This window comes from Streptomyces sp. NPDC004111 (genome assembly GCF_042874215.1).
Lineage (GTDB): Bacteria > Actinomycetota > Actinomycetes > Streptomycetales > Streptomycetaceae > Streptomyces.
Window position 1 is genome coordinate 103,957 of sequence record NZ_JBIAMU010000019.1, and the last position, 13,713, is coordinate 117,669.

Sequence of the window (13,713 nt, forward strand, 5' to 3'; positions counted from 1 at the left end):
GCGGTGCCGCCGTTACAGTCCCGGCGGGCGTTCGAAGCGCCGTCGCAGCGGCATCCGGCGCTCTCCGCGCGCCACCCGCGGCAGCATCTGCGGGGTGCCCGCCGCGCGCTGTGCCTGCCGGCGGCGGCCCGCGCAGAAGATGCACTCCTCGCCGGCCGGTGCGTCCGGGTCCACGGGGGCTCCGGGGTGCTGTGCGCACCCCGAGGAGTTCCGCGGCCGGGACAGCTCCCTGGCCAGGACGAACGCCCGGTGCAGCTCGGCGGCCAGCGCCGCGAACTCCTCCGGCGCCGACGACGTCCCCAGGTCGAAGGAGCGCTCGTTGACCAGCGCGAACTGTGCCGTCAGGGCCGCCAGCGTGGCCTTCGGCGCCGACCCGTCCGGCAGCCTGGGCCGCTCCTCGGCGGGGCTGGGCGCACCGCGCTCGGTGAGCCGCCTGCGGTGGTTGCACAGCAGGCAGCGGCCCCAGCCCTCGGGCGCGGTGGGGTCCACCGCCCCGTCGGGGTGCTCCTTGCAGCCGGTGACGTTGCGGGCGGGAGCGAGGTCGGAGGCCGTGCGGTAGGCCCCGTACAGCGAGTCGGCGACGGGTTCGTACTCGGCGGGGTGGGCGCCGTCGTACATCTCCTTCACCAGGTCGCTGGCCGTGCCCAGCCTGCTGCGCAGCTCCTGGAGCGCGTACGGCAGCCCGGCGGGGACGGAGTACCCCTTGCCCTGCGATTCCTGTCCAGCCATTCCAGCCATGTCTCCAAGCCTCGCACGCACCACCGACAACGGGCCGGACCGTGCCCCGGCGAGGGGGAACGGTCCGGCCCGGAGGGTCCGTGCGGGGGCGGGTGCCTAGAAGGCGGCCTCGTCCAGCTCCATCAGCGAGTTGTCGACGGCCTCGGCCTTGGCCCGCTCGACGCCCACGCCCGGCAGCACGTTGGCCGCGAAGTACTTCGCCGCCGCGATCTTGCCGGTGTAGAAGGGGACGTCCTTCGAGGAGGCGCCGGCCAGCTTCTCCTGGGCGACGGCCGCGCCGCGCAGCAGCAGGTAGCCGACGACCACGTCACCGGAGGCCATCAGCAGCCGGGTCGTGTTCAGGCCCACCTTGTAGATGGACTTGACGTCCTTCTCGGTGCCCGCGAGGTCCGTCAGCATGGCGCCGACGATGGCCTCCAGGTCCACGGCCGCCTTCGCGAGCTGCTCACGGGCGCCCGCCAGCTCGTCGCCGCCGGTGCCCACGGCGAGGAACTTCTTGATCTCCTCGGCGAGCTGGTTCAGCGCCGCGCCCTGGTTGCGGACGATCTTCCGGAAGAAGAAGTCCTGGCCCTGGATGGCGGTGGTGCCCTCGTACAGGGTGTCGATCTTGGCGTCGCGGATGTACTGCTCGATCGGGTACTCCTGGAGGTACCCGGAGCCGCCGAAGGTCTGGAGGGACTGGGCGAGCTGCTCGTAGGACTTCTCCGAGCCGTAGCCCTTCACGATCGGCAGGAGGAGGTCGTTCAGCGCGATCTCGGCCTTGGCGTCCTCGCCGGCGGCCTCCTTCACCGCGATTTCGTCCTGCACGCACGCGGTGTGCAGCACCAGCGCGCGCATGCCCTCGGAGTACGCCTTCTGCTCCATGAGCGCGCGGCGGACGTCCGGGTGGTGGGTGATGGTGACCTTGGGCGCGGCCTTGTCCATGAAGTTGGCCAGGTCGGTGCCCTGGACGCGCTCCTTGGCGTACTCAAGGGCGTTCAGGTAACCCGTCGAGAGCGTCGCGATGGCCTTCGTGCCGACCATCATCCGGGCGAACTCGATGATCATGAACATCTGGCGGATGCCGTCGTGCTTGTCGCCGATCAGCCAGCCCTTGGCGGGGTGCTGGTCGCCGAAGGTCATCTCGCAGGTGTTGGACGCCTTGAGGCCCATCTTGTGCTCGACGTTGGTGGCGTAGACGCCGTTGCGCTCGCCCAGCTCGCCGGTCTCCCAGTCGAAGTCGTACTTCGGCACGAGGAAGAGGGAGAGGCCCTTGGTGCCCGGACCGGCACCCTCGGGGCGGGCCAGCACGTAGTGGAGGATGTTCTCCGACATGTCGTGCTCACCGGACGTGATGAAGCGCTTCACGCCCTCGATGTGCCAGGAGCCGTCCTCCTGCTGGATCGCCTTCGTGCGACCGGCGCCGACGTCCGAACCGGCGTCCGGCTCGGTCAGCACCATCGTGGAGCCCCACTGCTTCTCGACGGCGATCTGCGCGACCTTCTTCTGCGCCTCGTTGCCCTCCTGGAAGAGGATGCCGGCGAAGGCCGGGCCGGAGGAGTACATCCACACGGCCGGGTTGGCGCCGAGCAGCAGCTCCGCGTAGGCCCAGATCAGCGAGCGCGGGGAGGTCGTGCCGCCGATCTCCTCCGGCAGGCCGAGCCGCCAGTACTCGGAGTCCATGAAGGCCTGGTAGCTCTTCTTGAAGGACGCCGGGACGGGCGCGGTGTTCGTCGCCGGGTCGAAGACGGGCGGGTTGCGGTCGGCGTCCTCGAAGGACTCGGCCAGCTCGTTCTCGGCGAGGCGGCGCAGCTCGTCGAGGATGCTCTTGGCGGTCTCGACGTCCATCTCCGCGAACGGGCCGGTGCCGTACAGCTTGTCGCGACCGAGCACCTCGAAGAGGTTGAACTCGATGTCCCGGAGATTCGACTTGTAGTGCCCCATGGCGACGGCTCCGTATAACTCGGGGAGGCAGGATCCTCGTAACAACTACCAGCAAGTAGCTACCAGGATGCTACCCATCGGTAATAAGCCGCAACCCCGTGCGCCGAGATGTGGCGCACTACTCTTTGGCCCATGTATGGCTACGAGCAGAATCCGGGCGCGCAGCAGGGCTACGCCCCGCCGGGGGGAGCCCAGCAGGGTTACGCCCCGCCGCAGCCGCCGCCCCAGCACCAGGCCGCTCCGCAGGGCGGGTACGGCGAGCAGCCGCTGTACCCCGAGCCGTCGCCGCCGTCGCTGGCCGACGGGGTGCGCGCGTTCACGACCGGGACGCTGTCCGCCGAGGACTTCCAGCAGATCTTCGCCTCCTCGAAGGTCTACTGCCCGCGCGGCGAGGGGCCGGGATTCCTGGCGCTGCACAACACCCAGCACCCGGTGATCCCGATGTTCACCACGCTCAAGGAGCTGCGGAAGTACGCGGGCAAGGAGTCCAAGTACTTCGTGATCACGGGTGCCGAGGTCATCGACCTGCTGCCGACCGGGTACGGCTTCGTGCTCGACATGGAGGGCGAGCACCGGATGGTGTTCGACGCCAAGGCCGTCGAGCAGATGGTCGACTTCGCGATGCGCCGGATGTACGGCTGAGCCGCCCGCCGCACGCCTGACCGGCCCGGCTGCTTCCTGCCGGGACCCCGCCGTTCCCCCGCCGGGAATGGCCACGCCTTGCGGGATGTTCACCATTCAACTAACTTGAAAGAGGAACATCCCGCGAGGAGGGTCTCTGATGCCCGCAGTAACTGTCGAAAACCCGCTCACCCTGCCGAAGGTCGTCGCGTCCGCCGACGCCGTGGCGCGGCCCGTGCTCGCCGTCACGACGGCGCCGAGCGGCTTCGAGGGGGAGGGCTTCCCGGTGCGCCGCGCATTCGCGGGCATCAACTACCAGTACCTCGACCCGTTCATCATGATGGACCAGATGGGCGAGGTGGAGTACGCGCCCGGCGAGCCCAAGGGAACCCCCTGGCACCCGCACCGCGGCTTCGAGACCGTCACGTACATCATCGACGGCCAGATGGACCACCAGGACTCCAACGGCGGCGGCGGATCCATCACCAACGGCGACACCCAGTGGATGACGGCGGGCGCCGGCCTGCTGCACATCGAGGCGCCGCCGGAGGCGCTGGTCGTCAGCGGCGGACTCTTCCACGGCCTCCAGCTGTGGGTGAACCTGCCGGCCAAGGACAAGATGATGGCCCCGCGCTACCAGGACATCCGCAACAACCAGGTCCAGCTGCTCACCACCCCCGACGGCGGCGCACTGCTGCGCGTCATCGCGGGCGAGCTGGACGGGCACGAGGGTCCCGGCATCACGCACACCCCCATCACGATGATCCACGCGACGGTACGGCCCGGCGCCGAGGTCACGCTGCCCTGGCGCTCGGACTTCAACGGCCTGGCGTACGTGTTGGCCGGCCGCGGCACGGTGGGCGGCGAGCGGCGCCCCATCCACATGGGCCAGACGGCGGTCTTCGGCGACGGCGGCTCGCTCACGGTCCGCGCCGACGAACAGCAGGACTCCCACACCCCCGACCTGGAGGTCGTGCTCCTCGGCGGGCGTCCGATCCGCGAGCCGATGGCGCACTACGGGCCGTTCGTCATGAACAGCCAGGCGGAACTCCAGCAGGCCTTCGACGACTTCCAGGCCGGCCGCCTCGGCACGGTCCCGGCCGTCCACGGCATGTGAGCGGGTGATCACCGGCCGGTCCGTGCCCGGCCGGTGATCCGCCGGCAGTGACCGTCGGCCCCCGTCCCGCGAGGGCGGGGGCTGACGGTGTGTCACCCGCTCGGACTCCGCCCGCGCGCGGACACCCCGTCGCCGTGCTCTGGTGGGCCCATGTCCCCCACCCCGGCCGGCCAGCTGCTGCCCGAACCCGTTCGCCGCACCGCGGCCTGGTGCGTCGTGGCACTGCTCGTGGCCGGAGTGACGGCCGTCGGGGTGTGGCTGTGCATCACCTTCAAGACCGCGGTGACGCCCGTCCTGCTGGCGATCCTCGGCACCGCGCTGCTCGGGCCGCTCTACCGGCGGCTGGTCCAGGTTAAGGTCAACAAGTCGCTGGCCGCGGGGCTCACCTGCGCGGCCGTACTCGCCGTGGTCGGCGGCGCGTCCTGGGTCGTCGTGAACGCCCTCGTCGACACCGGCGAGCAGATCGTCACCTCCGTGCAGACGGCCGCCTCCGACCTCGTCGAGCGGTTCGGCGGCGAGGGGACCACGCTCAACGACCTCGCCGACCGCTCCAAGGACCTCCTCGGCAAGTTCGGCGGCACCGCGGCCTCCGGGGTGCTGGCGGGAGTCGGCATCGTCGGGCAGCTCGTCGCGACCGCCGTCCTCGCACTGCTGCTGATCTTCTTCTTCCTCCGCGACTCCGACCGCGCCGTGGCGTCCCTGCGCGGGTTCGCGCCCCGCGACGCGGGCGACACCGTCGAGGCGATGGCCCGCCGGGCCTTCGAGGCGGTGGAGGGGTTCATGCGCGGAACGACCTTCATCGCGCTCATCGACGCCCTGTGCATCACCGTCGGCCTGCTGATCCTGCGGGTGCCGGGCGCGGTGGGCCTGGGCGCGCTGGTCTTCGTCGGGGCGTACATCCCCTACCTGGGCGCCTTCCTCTCCGGCGCCGTCGCGATCCTGGTGGCGCTCGCCGACCGGGGCGTGGTGATCGCCCTGTGGGCGCTGGGCGTGGTGCTCGCCGTGCAGGTGCTGGAGGGGCACATCCTCCAGCCCATGATCCAGAGCCGGACGGTCCAGATGCACCCGGCGGTGGTGATGGTGGCGATCACCGCGGGGGCGTCCGTCGCCGGGATCATCGGCATGCTGCTCGCGGTGCCGCTGACCGCCGCCGCGTTCGGCATCTTCTCCGAGGTCCGCCAGCGGTACGCGGCTCCGCGCGAGGAGCCCGGGGAGCTTCCGCGGCACGGCTGAGCCCGGTGGGACCCGGCGTCGCGCCCAAGCGGCCCGGGGCGGCCGGGGGCCCGGTCGTACACGGAAGCGGCGCGGTGGGACCCGGTGGTCTCAGACCTCCTCGTACGACACCGGCGGTGCGTCCTCGTACAGCTCGAACCAGATCGACTTGCCCTCGCCGCGCGGGTCCACGCCCCAGGCGTGCGCCAGCATCTCCATCAGCAGCAGCCCCCGCCCGGAGGACGCCATCTCGCCGGGCCGCCGCTTGTGCGGCAGCTCGTCGCTGACGTCCGTGACGTCGACCCGCAGCCGCCGGGCGCCGGCCGGTCCGCTCACCCTGGCCGTCAGCAGGGCGTCGCCGTCGGTGTGCACCAGGACGTTGGTGACCATCTCGGAGACCATCAGGACCGCCGAGTCGACCTGGTCCTCGTCCGCCCAGTCGTGCAGCAGCTCGCGCAGCTGGCGGCGGGTGCCCGCGATCCGTTCGGGCTCGGCCTGGGCGACCGTGACGGCCGTGCTGCGCACCGGGGACGGCACCGCGGCGACCGCCTCGCGGCTCAGCAGCAGCAGGGCGATGTCGTCCTCGCGGCGGTCGGACAGCGGGCCCGTGGTGTGGTGCGAAGGGGGCCCGTGCACCGCCTGCACCAGATCGTCGGCGAGCTTCTCCAGGTCGAGCTCCCGGTGGTTCTCCATGATCGTGCGGAGCCGGGTCCAGCCGGACTCCAGGTCGTGGCCGCCGGTCTCGATCAGCCCGTCCGTACAGACCATCAGCGTCTCGCCCGGCTCCAGTGCCAGCCGGGACGTCGGATAGTCGGTGTCCGGGTCGATGCCCAGCGGCAGGCCGCCCGCCGTCGTACGGACCAGGACCGTGCCGTCCGACATCCGCACCGCGGGCTCCGGGTGTCCCGCCCGCGCCAGCTCGACCGTCCCGTCGGCCGGGTCGACCTCCAGATACAGACAGGTCGCGAAGCGCGGGCTGGAGTGGTCCTCCGGGGCGTAGGTGTCGGTGATGCCGTGCAGGAAGCGGGAGGCGCGGGAGAGCACCGCGTCCGGGCGGTGGCCCTCCGAGGCGTAGGCGCGCAGGGCGATCCGCAGCTGCCCCATCAGTCCGGCCGCCCGTACGTCGTGCCCCTGCACATCACCGATGACCAGGGCGAACCGGCCCGAAGGCAGCGGGATCATGTCGTACCAGTCGCCGCCGACCTGGAGTCCGCCACCGGTCGGCACGTACCGCGCGGCCACCGTCATGCCCGGTATCTCCGGCCCCAGCGTCGGCATCATCGACCGCTGGAGGCCCTCGGACAGGGCCCGCTCCGACTCCTCCACGCCCGCCCGCGCGAGCGCCTGCGCCAGCATCCGCGCGACCGTCGTGAGCACCGACCGTTCGTCGGGCGTGAACGCCACCGGGTGCGCGAAGCCCGCCATCCACGCGCCCATCGTCCGCCCCGCCACGATCAGCGGCACGAACGCCCAGGACCGCCGCCCGAACCCCTCGGCCAGCGGCCAGGTCGCGGGGAAGCGGGTCCGGTAGTCCTCCGGCGTGGGCAGATAGATCGCCCGCCCGGTCCGCACCACCTCGGCCGCCGGATAGTCCGTCTCCAGCGGCATGTCCGTGAACGGGTCCTCGTCGCCAGGTCTGTGCCCGTGGTGGCCGATCGTCGTCAGCCGGTCGCCCGCCACCCCGAACACCGCGAGCCCGTCCGGGGAGAACCCCGGCATGGACAGCGAGGCCGCGACCCGCAGCACCTCCGCAGTGGACCGCGCCTCTGCCAGAGCCCGCCCCGCGTCCAGCAGGAACGCCTCCCGGGAGCGGCGCCAGTCACCGGTCACGGGCGTGCGGGCGGCGGTGCCCGGCGGGGACTCCGCGACCTCCTGGATGGTGCCGATGAGCTGGTAGTCCCCGTCGGCGTCGAGGGGCTTGGAACGGCTGCGCACGGTACGCAGGACCTGGCGGCCGTCCTCGGACATGATCCGCAGCCGGGCCTCGGCGACCGTCCCCTCGGCGACGGCGAGCTGCACGATGCCGTGTATCTCGTTCCAGTCCACGGGGTGGAAACGGGCCCTGGCGGCGGACTCCGTCAGAGTGACTTCCTCGGCGGGCAGGCCGACCAGGCGGGCCGCCACGGCGTCGAAGGCAACGGTCCCTGAGGCGTTGTCCCACTGCCACAGGCCCGTGTCGATCGCGGCCAGCACGTCCTCGGTGCGCATGGGCCCCATCCTCCCAGGTCGTACGAGGATGAGCCGCTCAGGGCAGCCAAGTCCCCTCTTTCCCGTTCTGCGCCCGCCCGGGGGCGGCCCGGCGGACCCCGGGCAGGCCGATCGGCGCCGGGCGATGTTTCACGTGAAACGGCGGTGGGCGGGGGTGGGCCCCGGGCCGGAAAAGGGGATGCGGGAGGCCGGTAACCTTGACGGAAGTTGATTCCCGCCTGTCTCGCGAAGAATCTCGCGAAGAATTGGATGAACGATGCAGCATCGGTACAGGTCCCACACGTGCGGCGAGCTCCGCGCCTCCGACGTCGGCGCCGACGTCCGGCTGAGCGGCTGGCTGCACAACCGTCGCGACCTGGGCGGCATCCTCTTCATCGATCTGCGCGACCACTACGGTCTGGTGCAGCTCGTCGCCCGCCCCGGCACCCCCGCCAACGAGGCCCTCGCGAAACTGACCAAGGAGACCGTCGTCCGCATCGACGGCAAGGTCTCCGCCCGTGGCGCGGACAACGTCAACCCCGAGCTGCCCACCGGCGAGATCGAGATCGAGGTCGGCGAGGTCGAGGTGCTGGGCGCCGCCGCCCCGCTCCCCTTCACCATCAACGCCGAGGACGGCGTCAACGAGGAGCGGCGCCTGGAGTACCGCTTCCTCGACCTGCGCCGCGAGCGCATGCACCGCAACATCATGCTGCGCTCCTCCGTCATCGCCTCGATCCGCTCGAAGATGGTGGCGCTCGGCTTCAACGAGATGGCGACCCCGATCCTCACCGCGACCTCCCCCGAGGGCGCCCGTGACTTCGTCGTCCCGTCCCGGCTGAACCCGGGCAAGTTCTACGCCCTGCCGCAGGCCCCGCAGCAGTTCAAGCAGCTGCTGATGATCTCGGGCTTCGACCGGTACTTCCAGATCGCGCCGTGCTTCCGCGACGAGGACGCCCGCGCGGACCGCTCGCCGGGCGAGTTCTACCAGCTCGACATCGAGATGTCCTTCGTCGAGCAGGAGGACGTCTTCCGCCCGATCGAGCAGCTGATGACCGAGCTGTTCACCGAGTACGGCAACGGCCGCGAGGTCACCTCGCCGTTCCCGCGCATCCCGTTCCGCGAGTCGATGCTGAAGTACGGCAACGACAAGCCCGACCTGCGCGCCAAGCTGGAGCTGGTCGACGTCACCGACGTCTTCGCCGGCTCCGGTTTCAAGGCGTTCGCGGGCAAGCACGTGCGCGCGCTGCCCGTCCCGGACACCGCCGGCCAGTCCCGCAAGTTCTTCGACGGCCTGGGCGACTACGCGGTCGAGCAGGGCGCGAAGGGCCTGGCCTGGGTCCGTGTCGGCGAGGACGGCCAGCTGGCCGGTCCGATCGCGAAGTTCCTCACCGAGGACGACGTCAAGGCGCTCACCGACCGCCTCTCCCTGGTTCCTGGCCACGCCGTCTTCTTCGGTGCGGGCGAGTTCGACGAGGTCTCCAAGATCATGTCGGCGGTGCGCGTCGAGGCCGCCAAGCGCGCGGGCCACTTCGAGGAGAACGTCTTCCGGTTCTGCTGGATCGTCGACTTCCCGATGTACGAGAAGGACGAGGAGACCGGGAAGATCGACTTCTCGCACAACCCCTTCTCGATGCCCCAGGGCGGCATGAAGGACCTGGAGGAGAAGGACCCGCTGGACATCCTGGCCTTCCAGTACGACATCGTCTGCAACGGCATCGAGCTGTCCTCCGGCGCGATCCGCAACCACGAGCCCGAGCTGATGCTCAAGGCCTTCGAGATCGCGGGTTACGAGGCGGAGACCGTTGAGCAGGAGTTCGCGGGCATGCTGCGCGCGTTCCGCCTCGGCGCCCCGCCGCACGGTGGCATCGCCCCGGGCGTCGACCGCATCGTGATGCTGCTGGCGGACGAGCCGAACATCCGCGAGACCATCGCCTTCCCGCTGAACGGCAACGCCCAGGACCTCATGATGGGCGCCCCGACCGTCCTGGAGGAGGCCCGCCTGCGCGAGCTGAACATCCAGCTGCGGAAGCCGGTCGAGAAGTAGTACGCGGCTGCGCGTCGCTCGTTGTCGCGTCACTTGTTTCGCGTCGCTCGTGGAAAGGCCCCGGAAGCCGTCGCTTCCGGGGCCTTTCCCCTGTGCTCTGCTCTGCGCGCCGCCCCTACGGCAGCCGCCACAGCTGGGCCTTGTTGCCCGGGGTGCAGGTCTCGACGGTCAGCTGGCGGCCCGCGCCCTTGTCGGTGACGCAGCCGTCGCCGACGTAGTAGTTGATCTGGTGGGCGCCGCCTGCCGGGGTGGTCTTCCAGGCGGTGATGTAGCCGTTGTAGCCGCTCCCCCCGGCCAGTACGAGGCCCGTCTTCTCGTTGAACGCGGGGGCCTGCTTGAGGCCGAGGGCGCTGCCCGCCAGGCTGCACGCGTGGAACTCGGGGAACTGCGCCGCTCCGCCCTGCACCCAGCCGAACTGGGCGCTGCCGCCCGAGACGACCTTGTTGCCGGTGCCCGTGGCAGAGGCGGTGGCGAGCCCCATCGGCCGGCCGCTGCCGACGTTGGTGATCGCTCCCCAGCCGTCGCCGCCGCAGTCGGCGGGCTTGCCGGGGCCGGGCGGCGGCTTGGGCTTGTCACCGGTGCTGCCGGTGCCGCCGCTTCCGCTGCCCGCGCCGCCCGCGTTCCCACCGCTGCCGCTGCCGGTGTTCTGGCCCCCGCCGGACGCGGTGCCTCCGGCCGCCGGGGTGCCGCCGTGCTGGCCCGTTCCCCCGGCTTGCTTCGCACTGCCGCCGCCCGCCGCGCCCGTACCGCCGGTGGTGTCCTTGGCGGGCGCCGAGGGAGCGGTGGTACCGGGTGTCGTGGGGCCGCTGCCGGTGGGCGGCGCGGCGGGCTGCCGCGCGCCGGGGGTGGCGCCGGCGCCGGGAGTACTACCCGGCGAGGGCGCCCCGTCGGCACGGTCGCTCCGCTCACCCGGCAGCAGGTTGAGCGCGGTGACGGTGACCGCCGCGAGCACGACGGGCACCGCGACGAGCAACGGCCCCCGCCGCCGCTTCCACCAGGGAGCGGCGGCCGGCACGGAAGCGGCGTTGGCCCCAACACCGGGGACGGGCCCCGACACGAGAAGCGGATCGGACCCGGGCCCGGCGGCGGGAGCGGACGCCGGTCCGGCCCCGGGACCGGACACAGCCCCGGCTGCGGAACCGGCTGAGGGCCCGGCGGAGGCCCCGGGCGCAGCGGTCTCTCCGGGGCCCTTTCCCGGCCCGGCCTCGGCCACCGGCCTGGCCTCGGCCACCGGCCCGGTGCCGGGACCGGGAGCGGTGCTCGTCGCAGGCTGGGCACTGTGCTGAGCCACGCCACCGGTCGTCGGCCCGACGCCGTTCCCGGACCCGCCACCACCGCCGTGCGGACCGGCCCCTGCCGTTGGCCCGGCACCGGGTATCAGCCCGGCACCGGGTATCGGTCCGGGATCTGCCACTGGCCCGCCACCGGCCACCTGCCCAGGACCAGCCACCGGCCCGGCACCGGCCACCGGCCCCGTGCCCGGGATCGGTCCCGCGTAGGCGGCGAGCCCTCCGCCGAAGGCGGGGCCTGGGCCGTCGCCCGGGGCCATGCCGAAGGCGCGGCCCGCCCCGGGCGCACGGTCCGCTTCCGGCTCCCCGTCCGCAGCCCGTGCCGCATCAGCCACCGGGCTGCCCCCGGCCACTTCCACCGCTCCGGCGGCACCGGCCACACCGCCCACACGCCCGGCACCGCCCACACCGCCCGAGCCCTCGGCACCGGCACTCGCCACCGCTGCACCCCCGGCACCGGCACCCGCCACCGCCGCACCCCCGGCACCTGCACCTGCACCGGCACCCGCCACTGCCGCGCCGCCCGAGCCCTCAGCAGCAGCCGTCTCCGCTCCGCCCGAGCCCTCGGCGGCAGCCGCCCCGGCCTCCGCCCCGGCCTCCGCCATGTCCGCCGCTTCGCGGGCCGCCGTTGCCATGGAGGACGCGTCCGGCCAGCGTTCCTCCGGGGTCTTCGACAGGGCTCGGGACACGAAGGCGCGGACCGGGGCGGGGAAGGCGGGCGGGAGTTCGGGGGCCGGTTCGCGGATGTGCTTGAGGACGATCTCCAGGACTGTGTCGCCGTTGAACGGCACGTCCCCGGTGAGGAGTTCGTAGGCGACGACGCCCAGCGAGTAGAGGTCCGACGCGGGCACGGTGGCGATGCCCTCGGCCTGTTCCGGGGCGATGTACAGGGCCGTGCCCAGCACCGAGTGCGAGGCCGTCAGCCGGGACGCCGCCTTGCTGTGCGCGATGCCGAAGTCCGTCACCGTCACCCGGCCGTCCTCGCGCAGCATCAGGTTCGACGGCTTGAGGTCGCGGTGCACGATGCCCCGGCGGTGAGCGGCGTGCAGCGCGTCCAGTGCCTGGGCGACGATGCCGAGCGCCCGCCGGACGGGCATCGGCGCCTCGTCGTCGCGGACCTCGTCGAGCGGGTGGCCGTCGACCAGCGCCATCACGATGTACGCGATGCGGTCGCCGTCCTCGTCGGCCGCGGGCTCCTCGCCGTAGTCGTGGACGTCCACGATGCCCGGGTGGCTGAGCGACGCCAGCACCTTCGCCTCGCGCCGGAAACGGGCCGCGAACTGCGGGTCCTCCAGCAGCTTCGGCAGCAGGATCTTGACCGCGACGGACCGCTCCAGCACCTCGTCCCGTGCGCGCCAGACCTCGCCCATGGCGCCGCCGCCGATGCGCTCGGCCAGCGCGTACCGCCCGCCGAGCACGGTCCCCCGACCCCACATGCCCTGTTTCCCCCTCGTGGTGCGACCGTCCTCGTCGACGGTCCCGGTGGTCAGCCAGGGGCAGTCTGCCAGACGGTGCGGGGCCCAAGTGGCGCCGGGGGAAGGGTGTTTGGCCGGTCGGTCAGGCCGGGCCGCGCCGCGCTCTGCGGCCGGTCCTGAGCCAGAACGGGAGCGCGAGGCACAGGGTCGCGCCGGTCGCCCCGGCCATCCACAGCGGTGCCCGGGACGGTTCGGCGAGGATGCCGACGACGATTCCGGTGACGGTGAGCAGCACTCCGGCGAGGGTGACGATCCGCAGCTGCGGCGGCTGTTCGCCCAGGGATTTGGCGGCGGTCGGCGACACGTCGGGGTGCCTGCGGTACCACCAGGCCATGACCAGCATCATCGCGCCGAGCGGCGCCACGGTCAGCGCCGCGATCTGCGGGACGACGTGCGCTCCGTCCGGGGCGTCGCGGGTGTGCTGGGAGACCTCGCCGAACCGCAGGACGCGCGTGCTGCCGCGCCAGTCGGCCGAGGTGACCCGGCTGCCCTCGGGGGCCTCGTAGAGCGGGCCCCGGCCGTCGAGCCGGATCCAGCGGGCGTCCCGGGCGCCGTCGTCGGCGATGCTCACCCAGTACTCCGAACCCTTGCCGCTGCCCGACGCCCGGTGGCCCCGCAGGGTGCCGGGGACGAGCCGTACGCAGTCGCGGTCCGCCGCGTCGGGCCGTGCGGCGTCGCAGGAGGGGGCGGCGTACGCGATCCGGAAGGCGTCCGCCTCCGCCTGCGCCGTGCGCACCGGCCCGAGCAGCAGCACGCAGGCGGTCAGCAGGAGCCCGGTCCCGGCGGCCAGCAGCCCCACGAACTGGCCGCGCGACATGGCGGGAGCGGGAGCGGGCGTGGGAGCGGGCGTGGGACCGGGGACGGGCGCGGGGCCGGGGCCGGGGCCGGGGCCGGGCGGAGGGCTGTGCATGGGGGGCGTGCTCTTCTCGGGAAAGCTCGGGAAAGCTCGGGGAAGCTCGGGGAAAACAGTGGCCGGGGGCGAACAGCGAAGGGGGGGGGGGGGGGGGGGGCCCCCCCGCCCCCCCCCCCCCCCCCCCCCCCCCCCCCCCCCCCCCCCCGCCGGGCCCGTTGGTGCCGGGATGCTCAGGGGACCAGGACGACCTTGCC

The 13,713-nt window shown here is 72.6% G+C and carries 9 protein-coding genes; 4 read left to right on the forward strand and 5 right to left on the reverse strand.

Annotated elements, in window-relative coordinates; translation table 11 throughout:
- Window positions 1-12 precede the first annotated feature (12 nt).
- Window positions 13-738: a hypothetical protein gene (locus tag ACFYVL_RS32350; protein ID WP_389251210.1), complete on the reverse strand. Its 726-nt coding sequence runs from the start codon at window positions 736-738 to the stop codon at window positions 13-15.
- Window positions 739-834: 96 nt separating this feature from the next.
- Window positions 835-2,661, reverse strand: a complete 1,827-nt coding sequence (locus ACFYVL_RS32355) for an acyl-CoA dehydrogenase (protein ID WP_389251212.1) — start codon at window positions 2,659-2,661, stop codon at window positions 835-837.
- Window positions 2,662-2,793: 132 nt separating this feature from the next.
- Here ACFYVL_RS32355 and ACFYVL_RS32360 point away from each other — a divergent pair, with 132 nt between their 5' ends.
- The 3 genes from ACFYVL_RS32360 to ACFYVL_RS32370 all read left to right on the forward strand — a co-directional run bounded on the left by ACFYVL_RS32360 (window position 2,794) and on the right by ACFYVL_RS32370 (window position 5,632).
- Entirely contained in the window at window positions 2,794-3,303 is a 510-nt protein-coding gene (locus tag ACFYVL_RS32360) for an SseB family protein (protein ID WP_389251214.1), read from the forward strand.
- Between the two features lie 139 nt (window positions 3,304-3,442).
- The gene (locus ACFYVL_RS32365) at window positions 3,443-4,399 is read left to right on the forward strand and encodes a pirin family protein (RefSeq protein ID WP_389251216.1); all 957 of its coding nucleotides are present in this window, start codon (window positions 3,443-3,445) and stop codon (window positions 4,397-4,399) included.
- A 150-nt stretch (window positions 4,400-4,549) separates the two neighbouring features.
- On the forward strand, window positions 4,550-5,632 hold the full coding sequence (locus ACFYVL_RS32370; protein WP_389251218.1) for an AI-2E family transporter: 1,083 nt from the start codon (window positions 4,550-4,552) through the stop codon (window positions 5,630-5,632).
- A 90-nt stretch (window positions 5,633-5,722) separates the two neighbouring features.
- On the opposite strand, the gene ACFYVL_RS32375 is transcribed toward ACFYVL_RS32370, so the two are convergent.
- Window positions 5,723-7,819 carry a SpoIIE family protein phosphatase gene (locus ACFYVL_RS32375; protein WP_389251220.1) on the reverse strand — a complete coding sequence of 699 codons (2,097 nt, stop codon included), beginning with the start codon at window positions 7,817-7,819 and terminating at the stop codon, window positions 5,723-5,725.
- A 256-nt stretch (window positions 7,820-8,075) separates the two neighbouring features.
- Here ACFYVL_RS32375 and aspS point away from each other — a divergent pair, with 256 nt between their 5' ends.
- On the forward strand, window positions 8,076-9,842 hold the full coding sequence (gene aspS / locus ACFYVL_RS32380; protein WP_389251222.1) for an aspartate--tRNA ligase: 1,767 nt from the start codon (window positions 8,076-8,078) through the stop codon (window positions 9,840-9,842).
- Between the two features lie 115 nt (window positions 9,843-9,957).
- On the opposite strand, the gene ACFYVL_RS32385 is transcribed toward aspS, so the two are convergent.
- Entirely contained in the window at window positions 9,958-12,567 is a 2,610-nt protein-coding gene (locus tag ACFYVL_RS32385) for a protein kinase (protein WP_389251224.1), read from the reverse strand.
- A gap of 121 nt (window positions 12,568-12,688) precedes the next feature.
- Complete coding sequence (locus ACFYVL_RS32390) at window positions 12,689-13,516, reverse strand: hypothetical protein (protein ID WP_389251226.1); 828 nt, start codon at window positions 13,514-13,516, stop codon at window positions 12,689-12,691.
- Window positions 13,517-13,713: the final 197 nt, after the last annotated feature.

What these genes read in the sequence shown, in the direction of transcription:
- ACFYVL_RS32350 (WP_389251210.1), bottom strand. Translation starts at nt 738, where the DNA reads ATGGCTGGAATGGCTGGACAGGAATCGCAGGGCAAGGGGTACTCCGTC.
- ACFYVL_RS32355 (WP_389251212.1), bottom strand. Translation starts at nt 2,661, where the DNA reads ATGGGGCACTACAAGTCGAATCTCCGGGACATCGAGTTCAACCTCTTC.
- ACFYVL_RS32360 (WP_389251214.1), top strand. Translation starts at nt 2,794, where the DNA reads ATGTATGGCTACGAGCAGAATCCGGGCGCGCAGCAGGGCTACGCCCCG.
- ACFYVL_RS32365 (WP_389251216.1), top strand. Translation starts at nt 3,443, where the DNA reads ATGCCCGCAGTAACTGTCGAAAACCCGCTCACCCTGCCGAAGGTCGTC.
- ACFYVL_RS32370 (WP_389251218.1), top strand. Translation starts at nt 4,550, where the DNA reads ATGTCCCCCACCCCGGCCGGCCAGCTGCTGCCCGAACCCGTTCGCCGC.
- ACFYVL_RS32375 (WP_389251220.1), bottom strand. Translation starts at nt 7,819, where the DNA reads ATGCGCACCGAGGACGTGCTGGCCGCGATCGACACGGGCCTGTGGCAG.
- aspS (WP_389251222.1), top strand. Translation starts at nt 8,076, where the DNA reads ATGCAGCATCGGTACAGGTCCCACACGTGCGGCGAGCTCCGCGCCTCC.
- ACFYVL_RS32385 (WP_389251224.1), bottom strand. Translation starts at nt 12,567, where the DNA reads ATGTGGGGTCGGGGGACCGTGCTCGGCGGGCGGTACGCGCTGGCCGAG.
- ACFYVL_RS32390 (WP_389251226.1), bottom strand. Translation starts at nt 13,516, where the DNA reads ATGCACAGCCCTCCGCCCGGCCCCGGCCCCGGCCCCGGCCCCGCGCCC.